The sequence below is a fragment of the Streptomyces sp. MGP-P1 genome (genome assembly GCF_057766565.1).
The window spans coordinates 935,293-954,139 of record NZ_JBYMEM010000005.1 but is presented as its reverse complement, the minus strand read 5'-3'; the positions used below and the strand labels follow the sequence as shown (position 1 = coordinate 954,139).

Sequence of the window (18,847 nt, the reverse complement as noted above, 5' to 3'; positions counted from 1 at the left end):
CGTGCACCACGATGGCGTCAATAGGGCCATGGGGGATCATTCCTGGCCAGATTCATCTACTGCGGGGTTGAACGATGCGCGAGTCGGTTCAAGCAGAGGTCATGATGAGCTTCCTCGTCTCCGAGGAGCTCTCTTTTCGTATTCCGGTGGAGCTCCGGTACGAGGTCGGCGATCCGTACGCCATCCGGATGACGTTCCACCTTCCCGGCGATGCCCCTGTGACCTGGGCGTTCGGCCGTGAACTGCTGCTGGACGGGCTCAACAGCCCGAGCGGCGACGGAGATGTGCACATCGGCCCGACCGAGCCCGAGGGCCTCGCCGATGTGCACATCCGCCTTCAGGTCGGCGCGGACCGTGCGCTGTTCCGGGCGGGGACGGCGCCGCTGGTGGCGTTCCTCGATCGGACGGACAAGCTCGTGCCGCTCGGCCAGGAGCACACTCTGGGTGACTTCGACGGGAATCTGGAGGACGCGCTCGGCCGCATCCTCGCCGAGGAGCAGAACGCGGGCTGACCGCGCGTGCCCCCGATGCCCGGTCACCCCGCCTTACGACGACGGCCCCGACCCGTCCGCGCGGGTGCGGCCGTAGCCGCCTGTGCGCCGCCGGATCCCGGACGGTCCGCGGAGACGACCAGCGCGGCGAGCACCGTGGTCACCGGCACCGAGGCGACCAGGCCGATCGATCCGACCAGCGTGCGGACGATCTCCTCGGCGACCAGCTCGCTGTTGGCCACCGTCCCCACGCTGCTCTGGGCGATGGAGAAGAGCAGCAGCAGCGGCAGCGCCGCGCCCGCGTACGCCAGCACCAGGGTGTTGACCACCGAGGCGATGTGGTCCCTTCCGATACGGATACCTGCCCGGTACAGACCCTTCCAACCCATCCGCGGGTCCGCTTGGTGAAGTTCCCAGACGGCCGAGGTCTGGGTGACCGTCACATCGTCGAGCACCCCGAGCGAACCGATGATGACACCGGCCAGCAACAGACCGCTCATATCGATGTCCGGGTAGAGGCCGTGGATGAGGCCGGTGTTGTCGTCGGTGTTGCCGCTCAGGCTCGCCCAGCCGATGAACAGGGAGCCCAGCAGCCCGATCAGCAGCAGCGAGATCAGCGTGCCGACGACCGCGACCGAGGTACGGGCCGTGACCCCGTGGCACAGATAGAGGGCCGCCAGCATGATCGCGCTGGCCCCGATCACCGCCACGACCAGCGGGTTCGAGCCCTGCAGGATCGCCGGGAGGATGAACAGGGTCAGTACGGCGAACGACACGACCAGCGCCACCAGCGCCATCACCCCGCGCATCCTGCCCACCAGGACCACCGCCAGCGCGAAGATCCCGGCCAGCACCGCCATGGGGACCTTCCGGTTCACGTCGGTCACCGAGTACTGGAGGTCGCGCGGCGCGTCGGGGGCGTACGCGACGACCACGCCCTGCCCCTCCTTCAGCTGTCGGGGGGCGTCCGGCTGGACCACCTCGACGAACTTCCGGCCCTTGTCGTCACCGCTGGTCACCTCGATGGTGGCCTTCGCGCACTCCCCCTCCTGCTCGTTGACGGCCTCGCGGCCCGAGGGCGTGGAGGTGTCGCCGGTCGGGGGCACCTGCGCGGCGTTGACGTCCGCGCAGTCGACCTTCACGACCTGGACGACCTTGCCGTCCTGGGTCTGCCGGTCGAATCCGACGCCGGTGCGCTCGTGGTCGGGCGCGCCTCCGGGCCAGAACGCGATCAGGCCGACGACGACCGCCGTCGCGAACGGGATCAGCACGGCGGCGATCACCTTGCGCAGGTGCCGGGAGACCGGAGCGGCCGGCCCGTGGCTGTGTGTGTGGCCGTGGGTGTGGCCCTGGGGCGGCTGGGGAGCGGGGTCGCTTTGGGGGGAGGTCACGGGGCGATCATCGCAAGAACACGAGGGCCCTCTGGTCAGCTCGCCGGAAAGGACGCTAGCGTGGAGGCACCTTTGCACACGCGGGAGCTCGGAGCACCGGGCTGAGAGGGCGCTGATCGCCGTACATCCGTACGGGAAACGCTGCGCCGACCGCCGAACCTGTTACCGGGTAATGCCGGCGTAGGGAGTAGGTCTCATGACCACAGCGGACGCACGCACGCCTGCCTCGAAACAGAACGACGGAACGCCGAACGGCACGACGCCGGGCGACGGGACGCCGAACGACGAGGCCGGGAAGTCCATCGGCTGGCACAAGGGGTACGTCCAGGGCTCGCGCCCGGACCTCCTGGTGCCGGTTCGACAGGTGCACCTCACCAACGGCGAGGACGTGACGCTGTACGACACGTCCGGGCCGTACACAGATCCCTCCATCGACACCGATGTCCGCCGGGGCCTCGCGCCCCTGCGGGAGAACTGGATCATCGCCCGCGGCGACACCGAGGAGTACGCGGGCCGGCCCGCCCGCCCCGAGGACGACGGGCTCAAGCACACCTCGCCGCGCGGCGGACTGCGCAACCTCGACGCCGTCTTCCCCGGCCGCCCGCGCCAGCCGCGCCGCAGCCGCGACGGACGTCCCGTCACCCAGCTCGCGTACGCCCGACGGGGGGAGATCACCCCGGAGATGGAGTACGTGGCGATCCGGGAGAACGTGGAGCCTGAGGTCGTCCGCGAGGAGATCGCCCAGGGCCGGGCGGTGCTCCCGGCCAACGTCAACCACCCCGAGATCGAGCCGATGATCATCGGCAAGCGGTTCCTGGTGAAGGTCAACGCCAACATCGGCAACTCGGCCGTCACCTCCTCCATCGAGGAGGAGGTGGACAAGATGACCTGGGCGACGAAGTGGGGCGCCGACACGGTCATGGACCTGTCCACCGGCCGCAACATCCACACCACCCGTGAATGGGTGCTGCGCAACTCCCCCGTGCCGATCGGCACCGTCCCGCTCTACCAGGCGCTGGAGAAGGTCGACGGCCGGGCCGAGGAGCTGACCTGGGAGATCTACAAGGACACCGTCATCGAACAGGCCGAGCAGGGCGTGGACTACATGACGGTGCACGCCGGTGTGCGCCTGCCGTACGTCCCGCTGACGGCCCGTCGCAAGACCGGCATCGTCTCGCGCGGCGGCTCGATCATGGCGGCCTGGTGTCTGGCCCACCACAAGGAGTCGTTCCTCTACGAGCACTTCGAGGAGCTCTGCGAGATCCTCGCGACGTACGACGTCACCTACTCCCTGGGCGACGGGCTGCGTCCCGGCTCGATCGCGGACGCCAACGACGAGGCGCAGTTCGCCGAGCTGCGCACTCTGGGCGAACTGAACACGGTCGCGAAGCGGTTCGGTGTCCAGACCATGATCGAGGGCCCCGGGCACGTCCCGATGCACAAGATCAAGGAGAACATCGACCTCCAGCAGGAGATCTGCGAGGAGGCGCCGTTCTACACGCTCGGCCCGCTGACCACGGACGTCGCGCCCGCCTACGACCACATCACCTCGGGCATCGGCGCCGCGATGATCGCCTGGTGGGGCACCGCGATGCTCTGCTACGTCACGCCCAAGGAGCACCTGGGGCTGCCGAACCGGGACGACGTGAAGACGGGCGTCATCACCTACAAGATCGCCGCCCACGCGGCCGACCTGGCCAAGGGGCACCCGGGTGCGCAGGAGTGGGACGACGCCCTCTCCGACGCGCGGTTCGAGTTCCGCTGGGAGGACCAGTTCAATCTGGCCCTCGACCCGGACACGGCACGGGAGTTCCATGACGAGACGCTGCCCGCCGAACCGGCGAAGACGGCGCACTTCTGCTCGATGTGCGGGCCGAAGTTCTGCTCGATGAAGATCTCCCAGGACATCCGGCGCCGGCACGGTGGCTCGCAGGAGGAGATCGAGGAGGGCATGGCCGAGAAGTCGAAGGAGTTCGCGGCCGCCGGCAACCGGGTCTACCTGCCCATCGCCGACTGATACGGGCCGACCGCCGGGCCTTTCCCGGCGGTCGGCTTCTCCGCGGGACAGAGGCCCGATCCGGCCAGGCGTGTATGGGCGTTCTGTGGCTTACCGAGCAACTACAGCCAGTTCGAGCTGCTTTGGCAGGGTTGGCCACCTTGTCAAGCGACAGTATGGACACAGTCGTGTGGCAGCTGTATGTACGTTTGGTCCGCAGGTCACCTGCGCTTGACCCTTTACTTATCTGTGGCTTACTTTCCGGCTTGCTTGGCTTGAAATTGGCGCCCCCTCGCAACGGGGGCCGGGGAGGGAATCACAGTGAACTGGTACCTGGACGTACTCAAGAACTACGCAGGCTTCAGCGGACGCGCGCGCCGCAAGGAGTACTGGATGTTCGTGCTCTTCAACTTCATCATCGCCGTGGTGCTGTCGGCGCTCGGCATGGCGATCGACACGCAGATCCCGTACTTCCTCTACATCGCCGCGGTCATCGTTCCGTCGCTGGCGGTCATGGTGCGTCGTCTGCACGACACCGGCCGCTCGGGCTGGTGGTTCTTCATCTCGTTCGTCCCGCTGGTCGGCGGCATCATCCTGCTCGTCTTCCTCGCCTCGGAGGGCAAGCCGGAGACGAACGAGCACGGTGCCAACCCGAAGCTGGTTCCGGCCGTCTGACCGACGGCCCCGGTACGTTCCGGAGAACCGTGAGGCCGGGCGCGGCACACAGCCGCCCCGGCCTTCGCCGTACCCGGACCTCACTCCGGCCGGTGCTCCGGGCCGCCGAAGTCCGGGCTCGTGAAATCGGGGCTGGTGAAGGTCGGTCGGGGCCGGCCGCCGGCCCGTCGTCCGGGCCGGAGAAGTCCGGCCTGCTGTACCCGACCTTCGGGATGCGGTTGGGCGAACGGTGCGGGGTCCGTGCGGCGGGTCCCGCGGTGGGGTCGGCCAGGGCGTCCCGGAGGAACGGGAGGATGCCGCGCTCCAGCAGGGCGTGGCGCCACGCCTCCCTGGCCCGTGCGACGTCTTCCGGTAGATCCTGCTCCTCGTTCTCGGCGGCCAGCGACGTGGCGCCGTTGCGGAGCGCGGTGACGAGCAGCCCGACGGCCGCGACCAGGATCGCCGCGGCGGCGACCGCGGCGAAGAACCACCCGGCCGCGACCAACGAGCCGCCGAAGGTCACCGACGGGCCGACCGCCTTCAGCAGATAGCCGACGAGCAGGAAGATGACGGCCGCGGAGCCGGCCAGCAGCGGGGTCAGGACCGTGATGACCGCGCCTATGCCGGCGCCCGAGCCGGCCGCCGTGCTCTGCGGCCCGTCCGTGGCCGTGCCCCCGTCGATCCCCTCCGCGGTCGCCGCGCGGCGCAGTTCGCCGCGGGCCTTCACGTAGTGCTCGTACTCGGTGGCCGCGGCCGCGGTGATCAGCGCGGTGGCGCTGAGCGCCATGGTGCGCAGTTGTTCGGTGTTGAGCCGGTCCCCGACGCCCTCCAGGTCCGGGCGTTCATGAGCGTGGCGCAGTGCGTCGCCCAGGATCCGCTCGTACTCGGGTCCGTCCTCGGCCAGCAGGTGCGGAGCGCTTGTCATCTGCATCCCCCGATGCTCCGTCGGTGCCCGGCTGCCCGCGTGGAGACCGGGCGATCGGGCGGAAACGGAGGAGAGCCTGCCACTGATACGCCGATGGTAGAGCGCTCACGGCACGGGGTGACAGGGTGTTTCCAGAATTGGGCCCGGTGACGGGTCCGTCGATCGGCGAGGTAGGCGCAGGCGGAACCTGAAGCGCCTTCCCCGCCGACGGTCAGTCATGCAGCGGGAGTTGAACCACCAATAGCTTTCCGGCCATGGTCACTCCGCCGTCCATGGCGATGGCGAGGTCGTCCGCGTACACGTGCGGGCCGTTGATCACGGGCCCCGCGCCGTCCTCGCCGTCCTCGGCGCCGACCTCGCCCAGGAGGTAGGGAATGGGGCTGTGACCATGGACGACGCGCTGTCCGCCGTACGTCGTCAGCAGCTCGCGCACCGCCTGGGCGCCGCCCTCGTCCCGGAAGGCGAACCGCTTGGTGAGCTTGCGGAAGAGGTCCCAGCACTCGTCGGCGTCGTTGCGCGTGAGAATGGCCGTGATCGTGTCATTGACGTCCTCGATGGTGGACCCGTAGTCGAGGTAGGCCGTCGTGTCGGAGTGCATCAGCAGATGCCCGTCCTCCTCGACGACCGCGTCGAGCCGGGACATCCACTGGAGGTGGACGTCCTGGAGGCGCTCCATGTCGGTCTTCTGGCCGCCGTTGAGCAGCCAGGCGGCCTGGAAGGTGGCGGTGCCGGCCCCGGAGTTGACGGGGGTGTCGGCGAACCGCTTGGCGCCGATCAGCAGCAGCTCGTGGTTGCCCATCAGGGCCTTGCAGTAGCCGCCGGCCGCCGCCGCCTCGGCGGAGAGTCGCATGACGAGGTCGATGACCCCGATGCCGTCGGGCCCGCGGTCGGTGAAGTCGCCGAGGAACCACAGGCGGGCGTTGCCCGCGGCCCAGTTCCCGTCGGCGTCGATGAGGCCCTGCGCGCCGAGGGCGGCGAGCAGCTCGTCGAGGTAGCCGTGGACGTCCCCGACGACGAAGAGCGGGCCGCGGCTGTCCTCGGCCAGGGGGCGCTGCTCGGGAACGGTCCGCACCTGGACCGTGTCGCCGCGACGGATGACCGGGAGGTCCCGCTCGGTCGGGGTGTAGCCCTCCGGCTGGTCGCCGCCCACGACGGCGTTGCCGGGATGCGGCGGCCGGGGCGGGGCGGGAGCGCGCGGCGGCACTGCCGGGGGCACGGAGGCGCCGGGCGCCGGAGGGTTCGGTTCCGGCACCCGCGGTGGCACCGGGGAAGGAGGTGCCGCCTGCGCTTGCGGTGGCACGGGCGTCTGCGCATACGGCGGAACCCGGAAGTCACGCAACGTCGCCGTCCGCACCACGGGTTCCTGACCGGCCCCCTGAGTCATCGACCCCTCCACCACCGTCGCGCCGCCGTACACCTGACGGGCCTTGCCTGGTAGAGGTGGTCCGCGGTGTCGTGCGCCCATCATAGGAATGCGGATCGATCTGTGTGACGCACCAGGGGTGGTGAATCCGGGCGCACGCACGGTTCACCGGCTGATTAGTCCGAAAAGAGATGATCAGTCCCCGCTGGGGGAGCGTGGCGCGCTGACCGTGGTGCGCGGCGGGCGTCGTTGCGAGGAGGTCCGGACGATGAGCTCCGTCGGTATGACCTGCTCCACCGGCCCGTCGTGCTCGACCCCTTCGATGGCGTCGATGAGGAGCTGGACGACGGCCGTGCCGATGCGGCGGGGCTTCAGCGAGAGCGTCGTGATGGGCGGCTCGGTGGCCGCGTACACGGTGGACTCGCTGCAGCAGACCAGCAGCAGGTCCTCGGGGACCCGCAGTCCGTAGCGGCGGGCCGCCGCGAGGAGGTCGGTCCCATTGGGGTCGAAGAGCCCGTAGACCGCGTCGGGGCGGTCCGGGCGGGCGAGCAGCCGGTCGGCGGCGACCGCCCCCGCGCAGGGGTCGTGGGCAGGGTAGGACTCGTAGACGGGATCCTGGCCGACCCGTTCGCACCAGTGGAGGTAGGCGGTGGTGGACAACCGGGTGTACGTGTCGGTGGTGTTGCCGGTCAGCAGGCCGATACGGCGGGCTCCGGCGGCGGCGAGATGGTCGAGGAGGTCGAGCACGGCGGCCCGGTGGTCGTTGTCGACCCAGGCGGTGACGGGAAGCGTCCCGGCCGGGCGGCCGTCCGAGACCACGGGCAGTCCCTGGCGGACGAGTTCGGTGACGACCGGGTCCTGGTCGGAGGGGTCGATGACGACGGTCCCGTCGAGCGCGACGTTCGACCAGACGTCGTGCCGGGAGGTGGCGGGGAGGATGACGAGGGCGTAGCCGCGGGCGAGCGCCGCGGAGGTCGCGGCTCTCGCCATCTCCGCGAAGTACGCGAATTCGGTGAAGGTGAAAGGTTCATTCCCGTACGTGGTCACGGTCAGGCCGATCAGGCCCGACTTGCCCGTACGGAGGGTTCGGGCCGCGGCGGACGGGCGGTAGCCCAGGCGCTCGGCGACCTCGCGGACATGGCGGCGGGTGGCGTCCGGGAGCCTGCCCTTGCCGTTGAGCGCGTCGGAGACGGTCGTGATCGAGACCCCGGCCGCGGCGGCCACATCACGGATCCCCGCCCGTCCTGGCCGGCCGCTGCGCCGGGGGGTCTCCGTCCGGCTCACCTGGTGCTTCCCTGCTGCTGTCATGGCGAGCCGATAGTAGGGCTCCGAGGGGTGGTCGGTCCGGTCGCATATGCACACGTTGACAGGCACGTTTCTGCAAGGTCACTGGCCATCAGAAGCCTTGCAATGCAAGGGAGTTGACTGCCATTGCATAGCTGTTTCAGGTACGGGAGGGCGGCAGCCTGCTGTATGTGCGATGTCTCGAAGAGGTCTCAACTCACCACTTCGGGGGACGCGCGCTACGGCGCGAGCCACCAGCGCGCGCCGGAACGCGAAACGCTCCCCCCGGGAGAGGCCTCGGGTCGGCCCCGCACGACGCCGCATTCCCGGGCACTGCGGTCGATTTCCCGCTCGGGCCATTCGCAGCGGGGCCCAATCCTCTTAAGGTGTGCAGTATTGCTGTGAACAGACGGTCGAGGAGGACCTGCGGTGAGCGAGACGAGCCCCAAGCTGCGCGCCGAGCTGGACGGCGTTCCCGCCTATGTGCCGGGGAAGCCGGCGGCGGCCGGTGGACCGGTCGCGTACAAGCTGTCCTCCAACGAGAATCCCTTTCCGCCGCTGCCGGGGGTGCTGGAGTCGGCGCTCGCCGCCGCGGGCAACTTCAACCGCTACCCGGACATGGCGTGCACCGGCCTGATGAACGAGCTGGCGGACCGCTTCGGTGTGCCCCTGGCGCATCTCGCCACCGGCACCGGGTCGGTGGGGGTGGCCCAGCAGCTCCTCCAGGCCACCTCCGGACCCGGCGACGAGGTCATCTACGCCTGGCGGTCCTTCGAGGCGTACCCGATCATCACGCAGGTCAGCGGCGCGACCTCGGTGAAGGTCCCGCTGACCGACGGCGAGGTGCACGACCTCGACGCGATGGCGGAGGCGATCACCGACCGGACCCGACTGATCTTCGTCTGCAATCCCAACAACCCCACCGGCACGGTGGTGCGCCGGGCCGAGCTGGAACGGTTCCTCGACCGGGTGCCGAGCGATGTGCTGGTGGTGCTCGACGAGGCGTACAAGGAGTTCATCCGCGACGCCGAGGTGCCGGACGGCATCGAGATCTACCGGGACCGGCCCAATGTGGCGGTGCTGCGGACCTTCTCCAAGGCGTACGGTCTGGCCGGGCTGCGGGTCGGCTTCGCGGTGGCCCACGAGCCGGTGGCCGCGGCACTGCGCAAGACCGCCGTCCCGTTCGGGGTGAGCCAGCTCGCCCAGGACGCGGCGGTGGCCTCGCTCCGCGCGGAGGACGAGCTGCTGGGCCGGGTGGGCTCGCTGGTCGCCGAGCGCACCCGGGTGAGCGCGGAGCTGGTGCGCCAGGGCTGGACGGTGCCGGAGTCGCAGGCGAACTTCGTCTGGCTGCGGCTCGGTGAGCGGACCCTCGACTTCGCCGGGGCCTGTGAGCGGGCCGGGGTGGTCGTGCGGCCCTTCAAGGGCGAGGGCGTCCGGGTCTCGATCGGCGAGAACGAGGGCAACGACCTCTTCCTGAAGACGGCGGAGGCGTTCCGCGCGGAGCTGTAGACCCGCACGCGCCAGTATCGCCGGGTGGCCCCGGACCTCGATCGTGAGGTCCGGGGCCCCTTTGCGTGGGGCGGGGGCCGGTTTCGTGGGGCGGGGGCCGAAAAGGGGTACCCCCGGCGAAGGGTCCGAAAGTGTGTGCGCCATAATTGCTTGTGAATGTGAACGCGTTCACAAGCGTGCCCTGCTTTCTCCCGTAATCGGGGGGATCAAAGGGGCGTAGTGCCGGTATGACCACGGCGATGTAAGGAGACTGACGACGTGGACCTCGCTCTGGCGCCGGAGACCCTGGCGCGATGGCAGTTCGGCATCACCACCGTCTACCACTTCCTCTTCGTCCCCCTGACGATCTCGCTCGCCGCGCTCACCGCCGGCCTGCAGACCGCCTGGGTGCGGACGGAGAACGAGAAGTACCTCAGGGCGACCAAGTTCTGGGGCAAGCTGTTCCTGATCAACATCGCCATGGGCGTCGTCACGGGCATCGTCCAGGAGTTCCAGTTCGGCATGAACTGGTCCGACTACTCGCGCTTCGTCGGTGACGTCTTCGGCGCTCCGCTCGCCTTCGAGGCGCTGATCGCCTTCTTCTTCGAGTCCACCTTCATCGGTCTGTGGATCTTCGGCTGGGACAAGCTGCCGAAGAGGATCCACCTCGCCTGCATCTGGATGGTCTCGCTCGGCACGGTCCTCTCCGCCTACTTCATCCTGGCGGCCAACTCCTGGATGCAGCACCCGGTTGGCTACCGGATCAACGAGGAGCGCGGTCGCGCCGAGCTCACCGACTTCTGGCGGGTGCTCACCCAGGACACCGCGGTCACCCAGTTCTTCCACACCATCACGGCGGCGTTCCTGGTCGGCGGGGCCTTCATGGTCGGCATCGCCGCGTTCCACCTGGCGCGCAAGAAGCACATCCCGGTGATGCGGACCTCGCTGCGCCTGGGCCTGATCACCGTCGTGGTCGCCGGGATGCTCACCGCCGTCAGCGGTGACAGCCTCGCCAAGGTCATGTTCCGGCAGCAGCCGATGAAGATGGCCGCCGCCGAGGCCCTCTGGGACGGCCAGGACGGGGCGCCGTTCTCGATCTTCGCGTACGGGGATGTCAGCAAGGGCCACAACTCGGTCGAGATCTCGGTCCCCGGTGTGCTCTCCTTCCTCGCCAACAACGACCCGAACTCGTACGTCCCCGGCATCAACGACATCAACAAGAGCATGGAGGAGAAGTACGGGCCCGGCGACTACCGCCCCAACATCCCGGTCGCGTTCTGGAGCTTCCGGTGGATGATCGGCTTCGGCATGGCCTCCTTCGGCCTCGGCCTCCTGGGGCTCTGGCTGACCCGGAGGAAGTTCCTGCTCCCACCGGCGCTACGGACCGGTGAGGACGAGGTGCCCCATCTGGTCCTCTTCAAGAACAAGGCGCTGAGCCCGAGGCTCACCAAGCTCTACTGGGTCGTCGCGCTCTGGACGCTGCTCTTCCCGCTGATCGCCAACTCCTGGGGCTGGATCTTCACCGAGATGGGCCGCCAGCCGTGGGTCGTCTACGGGGTGCTCCAGACCCGTGCGGGGGTCTCCCCCGGTGTCTCGCAGGGCGAGGTCATCACCTCGATGGTCGTCTTCACCCTGCTGTACGCGGTGCTCGCCGTGATCGAGGTGAAGCTGCTCGTGAAGTACATCAAGGCCGGCCCCCCGGAGCTCACCGAGGACGACCTCAACCCGCCCACCAAGATCGGCGGCCACGACGAAGAAGACGCCGACCGGCCGATGGCCTTCTCGTACTGAGCACAGGAGCTGAGAGATGGAACTCCACGACGTCTGGTTCGTGCTCATCGCCGTCCTCTGGACCGGCTACTTCTTCCTGGAGGGATTCGACTTCGGCATCGGGGTCCTCACCAAACTGCTGGCCCGCGACCGTAAGGAGCGGCGGGTCCTGATCAACACGATCGGGCCCGTCTGGGACGGCAACGAGGTCTGGCTGCTCAGCGCCGGCGGCGCGACCTTCGCCGCTTTCCCCGAGTGGTACGCCACGCTCTTCTCCGGCTTCTACCTGCCGCTGCTGATCATCCTGTTCTGCCTGATCGTGCGTGGCGTCGCCTTCGAGTACCGCGCCAAGCGGCCCGAGGAGCGGTGGCAGACGAACTGGGAGACCGCGATCTTCTGGACCTCCCTGATTCCCGCGGTGCTGTGGGGCGTGGCGTTCGGGAACATCGTGCGGGGCGTGAAGATCGACGCCGACATGGAGTACGTCGGCAACTTCCTCGACCTCCTCAACCCGTACGCGATCCTCGGCGGCCTCGTCACCCTCACGCTCTTCACCTTCCACGGGGCGGTGTTCGCCGGCCTCAAGACGGCGGGCGACATCCGGGGCCGGGCCCGCGCACTGGCGCTGAAGCTCGGACCGGTCACCGCGGTGCTCGCCCTGGGCTTCCTGGTCTGGACCCAGGCCGACAACGGGGACGCCTGGAGCCTGGGAGCCATGATCGTGGCGGTGGTGGCGCTCCTGGCCGCGATCGGGGCCATCGCCAAGGGCCGCGAGGGCTGGTCGTTCGCACTCTCGGGCGTGACGATCGCGGCGGCGGTCGCGATGCTCTTCCTGACGCTCTTCCCGAACGTCATGCCGTCCTCGTTGAACGACGCCTGGAACCTCACGGTCACCAACGCCTCGTCCAGCCCGTACACGCTCAAGATCATGACCTGGTGCGCGGGTATCGCCACGCCCGTCGTGCTGCTCTACCAGGGCTGGACCTACTGGGTCTTCCGCAAGCGCATCGGCACCCAGCACATCGCCGACCCGCACTGACTCCGGTGAGCTGCCGCGGGCCCCGCGGCAGCTCACCGTACCGCAGAGTTCACCGACCCCGCCGGGGGGATGTTTCACGTGAAACCGATCGATCCGCGTCTGCTCCACCACGCACGCGCCACCCGCCTCTTTCTGGCGGCCGTGGTGGCCCTCGGCCTGGTCGGCGCCCTGCTGGTGATCGCCCAGGCGATGCTCATCGCCGAGATCGTGGTGGGCGGTTTCGAAGGCGGCCTCACGGTCACCGCGCTGCGCACCCCCCTTCTTCTGCTCGCCGCGGTCGCCCTCGGTCGGGCCTTCGTCGCCTGGCTCACCGAACTGGCGGCCCATCGCGCCAGCGCGGCCGTCAAGTCCGAACTGCGCGGCCGGCTCCTGGAGCGGGCCGCGCGACTGGGCCCCGACTGGCTGAGCGGGCAGCGCACCGGTTCGCTCGTCGCGCTGGCGACCCGTGGCATCGACGCGCTCGACGACTACTTCGCCCGCTATCTCCCGCAGCTCGGACTCGCCGTCGTGGTGCCCGTGGCGGTGCTTGCCCGGATCGTCACCGAGGACTGGGTGTCGGCGGCGATCATCGTCGTCACGCTGCCGCTCATCCCGCTCTTCATGATCCTGATCGGCTGGGCCACCCAGTCGCAGATGGACCGCCAGTGGCAGCTGCTGTCCCGGCTCTCCGGGCACTTCCTGGACGTCGTCGCCGGGCTGCCGACCCTGAAGGTCTTCGGGCGGGCCAAGGCGCAGGCCGAATCGATCCGCACGATCACCTCCGACTACCGCCGGGCCACCCTGCGCACCCTGCGGATCGCCTTCCTGTCCTCGTTCGCCCTGGAGCTGCTGGCGACCCTGTCGGTGGCCCTCGTCGCCGTCACGATCGGCATGCGGCTGGTCCACGGCGAACTCGACCTCTACACCGGCCTGGTGGTCCTGATCCTGGCCCCGGAGGCGTATCTGCCGATCCGCCAGGTGGGGGCGCAGTACCACGCGGCGGCCGAGGGGCTGTCGGCCGCGGAGGAGATTTTCACGGTCCTGGAGACCGAGCCCCGGGCCTCGGGCGCCGAGGACGTCCCGGACGCGCTGCGCCTGGAGCTGGCGGACGTGACCGTACGCCACGAGGGGCGCGTCGAACCCTCGCTGGACGCCGCGTCGCTCACCGTGGAGCCGGGGGAGACCGTCGCCCTGGTCGGCCCGAGCGGGGTCGGCAAGTCCACCCTGCTGAACGTGCTCCTCGGGTTCGCCGCACCCGACGAGGGGCACGTCCGGGTCGGCGGCCGGGACCTCGGGGATCTGGACCTCGAACGCTGGCGGAGCCGTATCGCCTGGGTCCCTCAGCGCCCCCACCTCTTCGCGGACACCATCGCCGAGAACGTCCGCCTCGCGCGGCCCGACGCCGACGACGAGGCGGTCCTCGCGGCGCTGCGGGACGCGGGCGCGTACGACTTCGTCGCGGCACTGCCCGACGGGATGCGGACGGCCCTGGGGGAGGACGGCGCCGGGCTCTCCGCGGGTCAGCGCCAGCGCCTCGCCCTCGCTCGGGCGTTCCTCGCCGACCGGCCGCTCCTGCTGCTGGACGAGCCGACCGCGAGCCTGGACGGCGAGAGCGAGGCGGGCATCGTCGACGCCGTACGGAGGCTGGCCGCCGGGCGGACCGTGCTGCTGGTCGTCCACCGTCCGGCCCTGCTGGCGGTGGCCGACCGTGTGGTGGCCCTCAAGCCGCGTACCGCCGTGCGGGAGCGGACCGAGGACGGGGGCCGTGGCACGCGTGCCGTCGCCGCCGGACCTGCCGTCCCCCAGCCGCTCGCCGGAGGCGAACTCCTGGACGCCCACCGGGCGGAGGAACTGCGCGCGGCCGACGGCGTACCGCGGAAGACCGCTGCCCGCTCCGGACGGGTGCTCGCCCGGGTCCGCGAGTCCGCCGGGACGCAGCGCGGACGGCTGACCCTGGCCCTGCTGCTCGGCAGCCTGGCGGTCGGGTCGGCCGTGGGGCTCATGGCGGTCTCCGGATGGTTGATCTCCCGCGCTTCCGAAGAGCCGCCGGTCATGTACTTGATGATGGCGGTCACCGCGACCCGCGCCTTCGGCATCGGCCGGGCGGTCTTCCGCTACGCCGAGCGGCTCGTCTCGCACGACGCCGTCCTGAAGCTCCTCGCCGACCTGCGGATCTCCGTCTACCGGGGTCTCGAACGCATCGCTCCCGGGGGCCTGCGCACCACGCGGCGCGGTGACCTGCTGTCCCGGCTCGTCGCCGATGTGGACGCGCTCCAGGACTATTGGCTGCGCTGGCTGCTGCCGGTCGGCACCGCCGTCGTGGTGGGGGCCGGGGCCGCCGGGTTCACCGGCTGGCTGCTCCCGGAGGCGGGCGTGATCCTGGCCGTGGGGCTGCTGGTCGCCGGGGTCGGCGTCCCGCTCGTCAGCGGCGCCTGCGCCCGCCGTACGGAGCGTCAGCTCGCACCCGCCCGCGCCGCCCTGGCCACCCGGGTCACCGACCTCCTGGGCGCCACCGCCGAACTGACCGTCGCGGGCGCGCTGCCCGCCCGGCAGACGCGGCTGCGCGCGGCCGACACGCTGCTGACCCGGATCGCCTCGCGCGCCGCCGCCGCGACGGCACTGGGCGGCGGGCTGTCCGCCCTGGTCTGCGGGCTCACCGTGGTGGCCGCCGCGACCGTCGCCGTCCCCGCCGTGCAGGACGGCCGGCTGTCCGGTGTCGCGCTCGCCGTGGTGGTGCTGACCCCGCTCGCCGCCTTCGAGGCCGTCACCGGGCTGCCGCTCGCCGTGCAGTACCGCCAGCGCGTCGCCCGGAGCGCCGAGCGGGTGTTCGAGGTGCTGGACGCCCCCGTGCCCGTACGGGAGCCCGAGGTCCCCGCCGAGGAGCCCGCGTCGCCCTTCCCGCTGGAGGTGCGAGGGCTGAGCGCCCGCTACCCGGGGGCCCGCCACGACGCGCTGGCCTCGCTCGACCTGACGCTGACGCCCGGCCGGCGCATCGCGGTCGTGGGCCCCTCCGGCTCGGGCAAGACGACGCTCGCCCAGGTCCTGCTGCGCTTCCTGGACGCCTCGTCGGGGACGTACCGGCTGGGCGGCGTCGAGGCGTCGGCGCTGGAGTCGGAGACGGTCCGGCGCTCGGTCGGGCTGTGCGCCCAGGACGCGCATGTCTTCGACAGCACGATCCGCGAGAACCTGCGGCTGGCCCGCCCCGGGGCGACCGACGCCGAACTGCTCGACGCGCTCTCCCGGGCCCGGCTTCTCACCTGGGTACTGGCCTTGCCGGAGGAGCTCGACACCCCGGTGGGCGAGCACGGCGCGCGGCTCTCCGGCGGTCAGCGCCAGCGCCTCGCGCTGGCCCGCGCGCTGCTCGCGGGCTTCCCCGTCCTCGTCCTGGACGAGCCGGCCGAGCACCTCGACCTGCCGACCGCCGACGCGCTCACCGCCGACCTGCTGGACGCGACGCGGGGCCGTGCGACCGTACTGATCACCCACCGGTTGACCGGCCTCGACACCGTCGACGAGGTGCTGGTGCTGGACGCGGGCCGGGTCGTGCAGCGCGGACCGTATGCCGAACTCGTCGCCGAGGACGGGCCGCTGCGCCGCATGCTGAAGCGTGAACGGCAGACGGTCGGGGCGGGGGCCCGATAGCGGCGTCGGCACCGGGCCGGGCCCGGGTGGCCGGCGCCCCTTCGCCCGTCGGCCCGGGTGGCCGGCGCCCCTTCGCCTGTCGAGAGCATTCTCGACTTTCGCCCCCAATCGGTACTAACTAGGCTCGGACCATGGCAGAGCCCGACCCGCAGGACTCCCTGGACGCCGCCACCCGGGCCACCCGCAGCCTCCAGGGTCTGTCCACCGAACTGACCGCGCGGGTGCCGCAGCTCCTGGAGGCGATGCGTTCCGTCGGCGCGGGGCTGGAACTGCACTCCACCCTGGACCGGATCTGCGAGACGGCGGCCGAGCTCGCCCACGCCCGGTACGCCGCCATCGGCGTCGTCGACGAGCTGGGCGAGGGGCTGTCGGACTTCGTCACCTACGGCGTTCCGCAGGAGGTGGCCGAGGCGATCGGGCGACGCCCCGACGGCCACCGGGGCCTGCTCGGCGCGCTGATCCACGACCCCGCCCCGGTCCGGCTTTCCGATCTGTCCACCGATCCGCGGTCCGCGGGCTTCCCGCCGGGGCACCCCTCGATGCGGACCTTCCTGGGGGTGCCCATCCGGGTCCAGGGGGACGTCTTCGGCAACCTCTACCTGGCCGAGAAGCAGGATGGCGCCGAATTCAGCGATTACGACCTTCACATGGTCAGGGTGCTCGCCACCGAGGCCGGGATCGCCATCGGCAATGCCCGGCTGTACGAGGCGGCACGGCAGCGGGAGCACTGGATCGACGGTTCGGTCGCGGTCACCACGGCCCTCCTGTCGGGCGGGGACGCCGACGAGGCGCTGTCCGTGGTCGCCGAACAGGCCCGCCGGCTCGCCGACTCCGCCGCCGGGATCGTGCTGCTGCCCGCCGAGGAGGGCGGCCTGGAGATCGTCGCCGTCTCGTCCGACGACCCCGCGTCCGCGCTCGGCGTGATCATCCCGCCCCGGAGCGCGGTGGTGGCGAAACTCCTGGCGGGCGAGGCGGTGTTCATCGACGACTCGGCCACCGACAGCCGGATGGTCACCAGGCTGGCCGACCGGTTCGGCCCCAGCATGATGTTGCCGCTCCACAGCGGCGGCCGGGTGCTCGGCGCGCTGGCCACTCCCCGTGCGCGGGGAGCGCGCCCGTTCACGGAGACCGAGCGGACGCTCGCCACCCAGTTCGCCTCCCAGGCGGCGCTCGCGCTGATGATGGCCGAGGCGCAGCGGGACCGGGAGCGGCTCGCGGTGTACGAGGACCGTGACCGGATCGCCCGCGACCTCCACGACCTGGTCATTCAGCGGCTGTTCGCCACCGGGATGATGCTGGAGAGCGCCCAGCGCCGGTCGGTGGTGCCCGAGGTGCGGACCGGCGTAGGCCGGGCCGTGGACGAACTGGACGTGACGATCCAGGAGATCCGCACGGCCATCTTCGCGCTCCAGCAGGAACCGGCCGAAGCCCCGTCGGGGCTGCGCACCCGCGTGCTGCGGGAGATCAACATGGCGGCCGTCCCGCTCGGCTTCAAGCCCTCGCACCGCTTCCTGGGCCCGGTGGACTCGCTCGTCGGTGAGCTGACCGGCAAGAACCTGGTCGCCGCGCTGCGCGAGGCCCTCTCCAACGCGTTCCGGCACGCGGGGGCGTCGCTGATCGATGTGGTCGTCGACGCGACGGTGACCCTGCCGGACGGGCGGGCAGCGGTGCGTCTCTCGGTCGCCGACGACGGGGTGGGCATCCCGGAGGGCGGCCGCCGCAGCGGGCTGCGCAACCTGGCCCGCCGGGCCGAGTCCCTGGGCGGATCGAGCCGAATCGAACCGGGGATCGGGGAGGGCGGCTGCGGTACGACGGTGGTGTGGGAGGCGCCGCTGTGAGGGCGGCGCGACGGTGACCCCCTGGAGGGGGCGCGGCGGGCGGGGCAGGCCTCGCGGGCCCTGCGAGGCGGTGTGCCGGTGTGCTGGCGGGTCGGCGGGGCTGGTGTGCCGAAAGGTTTCAGCGGGTCTCCGCGCGGGCGGCGAGGACCCGCTCGATGACGACCGCCACCCCGTCCTCCTCGTTGGTCGCGGTCCTGCCCGAGGCGGCGGCCACCGCGTCCGGGTGGGCGTTGCCCATCGCGAAGGAGGCGCCGGCCCAGCTGAGCATCTCGACGTCGTTGGGCATGTCGCCGAAGGCGACCACCTCGGCGGGCGCGATGCCGCGCTCGGCACAGCAGGCGGCGAGCGTGGTGGCCTTGGAGACGCCGAGCCCGCTGATCTCCAGGAGCGCGGAGGGGCTGGAGCGGGTGATGTCGGCCCGGTCGCCGGCGGCCGTACGGGCCAGGGTGAGGAAGGCGTCGGGGGACAGCTCGGTGTGGTGGGCCAGCAGCTTGATCACCGGCGCGCCGGTGCCCGGGGCGTCCTCGTGCAGCAGCTTCTCGGCGACGGCCACGGCCGCGCCCGGGTCCAGGTGGAAGGGTGGGTAGACCGGTTCGTAGTTGATGCCGGTGGTCATCTCGACGGCGAAGGAGGTGCCGGGAGCCGCCTCTCGCAGGACGCGCACGACGTGCAGGGCGGCTGCGCGCTCCAGCGGCCGTACGGAGAGCAGCTCGCCGTCCGTCCGCAGGTCGGTGACCACGGCGCCGTTGGCGCAGATCGCCGTACCGTGGCTCTGGACGTGGTCCCGCACGACGTCCATCCAGCGGGCCGGCCTGCCGGTGACGAAGAAGACCTCGATCCCGGCCTCCTCGGCCGCCGCGAGGGCCGCGACCGTACGCGCGGACAGCGTCTTGTCGTCGCGCAGCAGGGTGCCGTCGAGGTCGGTGGCGATCAGCCGGGTCACGGTGGGAAGAGGCGCATCGGTCACTGAGGTCACCGGGCCATTCT

General features: G+C 70.9%; 12 protein-coding genes and 1 pseudogene. 8 read left to right on the top strand and 5 right to left on the bottom strand.

The window, feature by feature from the left end:
* The first annotated feature begins 74 nt into the window (after nucleotides 1-74).
* Nucleotides 75-512 carry an SsgA family sporulation/cell division regulator gene (locus AC3CH1_RS13765; RefSeq protein ID WP_329157065.1) on the top strand — a complete coding sequence of 146 codons (438 nt, stop codon included), beginning with the start codon at nucleotides 75-77 and terminating at the stop codon, nucleotides 510-512.
* Between the two features lie 23 nt (nucleotides 513-535).
* Here AC3CH1_RS13765 and AC3CH1_RS13760 read toward each other — a convergent pair whose 3' ends face one another.
* Nucleotides 536-1,882 carry a YibE/F family protein gene (locus tag AC3CH1_RS13760; protein WP_488463159.1) on the bottom strand — a complete coding sequence of 449 codons (1,347 nt, stop codon included), beginning with the start codon at nucleotides 1,880-1,882 and terminating at the stop codon, nucleotides 536-538.
* 196 nt (nucleotides 1,883-2,078) lie between these two features.
* Here AC3CH1_RS13760 and thiC point away from each other — a divergent pair, with 196 nt between their 5' ends.
* Nucleotides 2,079-3,899, top strand: coding sequence for a phosphomethylpyrimidine synthase ThiC (gene thiC / locus AC3CH1_RS13755; protein ID WP_488463158.1), 1,821 nt, complete (start codon nucleotides 2,079-2,081; stop codon nucleotides 3,897-3,899).
* Nucleotides 3,900-4,199: 300 nt separating this feature from the next.
* Nucleotides 4,200-4,553, top strand: a complete 354-nt coding sequence (locus tag AC3CH1_RS13750; RefSeq protein ID WP_488463157.1) for a DUF805 domain-containing protein — start codon at nucleotides 4,200-4,202, stop codon at nucleotides 4,551-4,553.
* An 80-nt stretch (nucleotides 4,554-4,633) separates the two neighbouring features.
* On the opposite strand, the pseudogene AC3CH1_RS13745 reads toward AC3CH1_RS13750, so the two are convergent.
* From AC3CH1_RS13745 to AC3CH1_RS13735, 3 genes and pseudogenes are all read right to left on the bottom strand, one after another.
* Nucleotides 4,634-5,463: pseudogene (locus AC3CH1_RS13745) on the bottom strand (hypothetical protein).
* 205 nt (nucleotides 5,464-5,668) lie between these two features.
* On the bottom strand, nucleotides 5,669-6,841 hold the full coding sequence (locus AC3CH1_RS13740) for a metallophosphoesterase (RefSeq protein ID WP_488463156.1): 1,173 nt from the start codon (nucleotides 6,839-6,841) through the stop codon (nucleotides 5,669-5,671).
* Between the two features lie 174 nt (nucleotides 6,842-7,015).
* Nucleotides 7,016-8,128 carry a LacI family DNA-binding transcriptional regulator gene (locus AC3CH1_RS13735; RefSeq protein ID WP_006126041.1) on the bottom strand — a complete coding sequence of 371 codons (1,113 nt, stop codon included), beginning with the start codon at nucleotides 8,126-8,128 and terminating at the stop codon, nucleotides 7,016-7,018.
* A gap of 405 nt (nucleotides 8,129-8,533) precedes the next feature.
* Between AC3CH1_RS13735 and hisC the strand changes: the two genes are divergently transcribed.
* The 5 genes from hisC to AC3CH1_RS13710 all read left to right on the top strand — a co-directional run bounded on the left by hisC (nucleotide 8,534) and on the right by AC3CH1_RS13710 (nucleotide 17,860).
* Nucleotides 8,534-9,613: a histidinol-phosphate transaminase gene (gene hisC, locus AC3CH1_RS13730; RefSeq protein WP_018957364.1), complete on the top strand. Its 1,080-nt coding sequence runs from the start codon at nucleotides 8,534-8,536 to the stop codon at nucleotides 9,611-9,613.
* Between the two features lie 258 nt (nucleotides 9,614-9,871).
* Nucleotides 9,872-11,383 carry a cytochrome ubiquinol oxidase subunit I gene (locus AC3CH1_RS13725; protein ID WP_488463155.1) on the top strand — a complete coding sequence of 504 codons (1,512 nt, stop codon included), beginning with the start codon at nucleotides 9,872-9,874 and terminating at the stop codon, nucleotides 11,381-11,383.
* 16 nt (nucleotides 11,384-11,399) lie between these two features.
* The gene (gene cydB / locus AC3CH1_RS13720) at nucleotides 11,400-12,401 is read left to right on the top strand and encodes a cytochrome d ubiquinol oxidase subunit II (RefSeq protein WP_488463154.1); all 1,002 of its coding nucleotides are present in this window, start codon (nucleotides 11,400-11,402) and stop codon (nucleotides 12,399-12,401) included.
* A 78-nt stretch (nucleotides 12,402-12,479) separates the two neighbouring features.
* Nucleotides 12,480-16,022 (top strand): thiol reductant ABC exporter subunit CydD, encoded by a 3,543-nt coding sequence (gene cydD, locus AC3CH1_RS13715; protein WP_488463153.1) that lies wholly within the window; start codon nucleotides 12,480-12,482, stop codon nucleotides 16,020-16,022.
* A gap of 131 nt (nucleotides 16,023-16,153) precedes the next feature.
* Nucleotides 16,154-17,860, top strand: coding sequence for a sensor histidine kinase (locus AC3CH1_RS13710; protein WP_488463152.1), 1,707 nt, complete (start codon nucleotides 16,154-16,156; stop codon nucleotides 17,858-17,860).
* 118 nt (nucleotides 17,861-17,978) lie between these two features.
* On the opposite strand, the gene AC3CH1_RS13705 is transcribed toward AC3CH1_RS13710, so the two are convergent.
* Entirely contained in the window at nucleotides 17,979-18,836 is an 858-nt protein-coding gene (locus AC3CH1_RS13705) for a Cof-type HAD-IIB family hydrolase (protein ID WP_488463151.1), read from the bottom strand.
* Nucleotides 18,837-18,847: the final 11 nt, after the last annotated feature.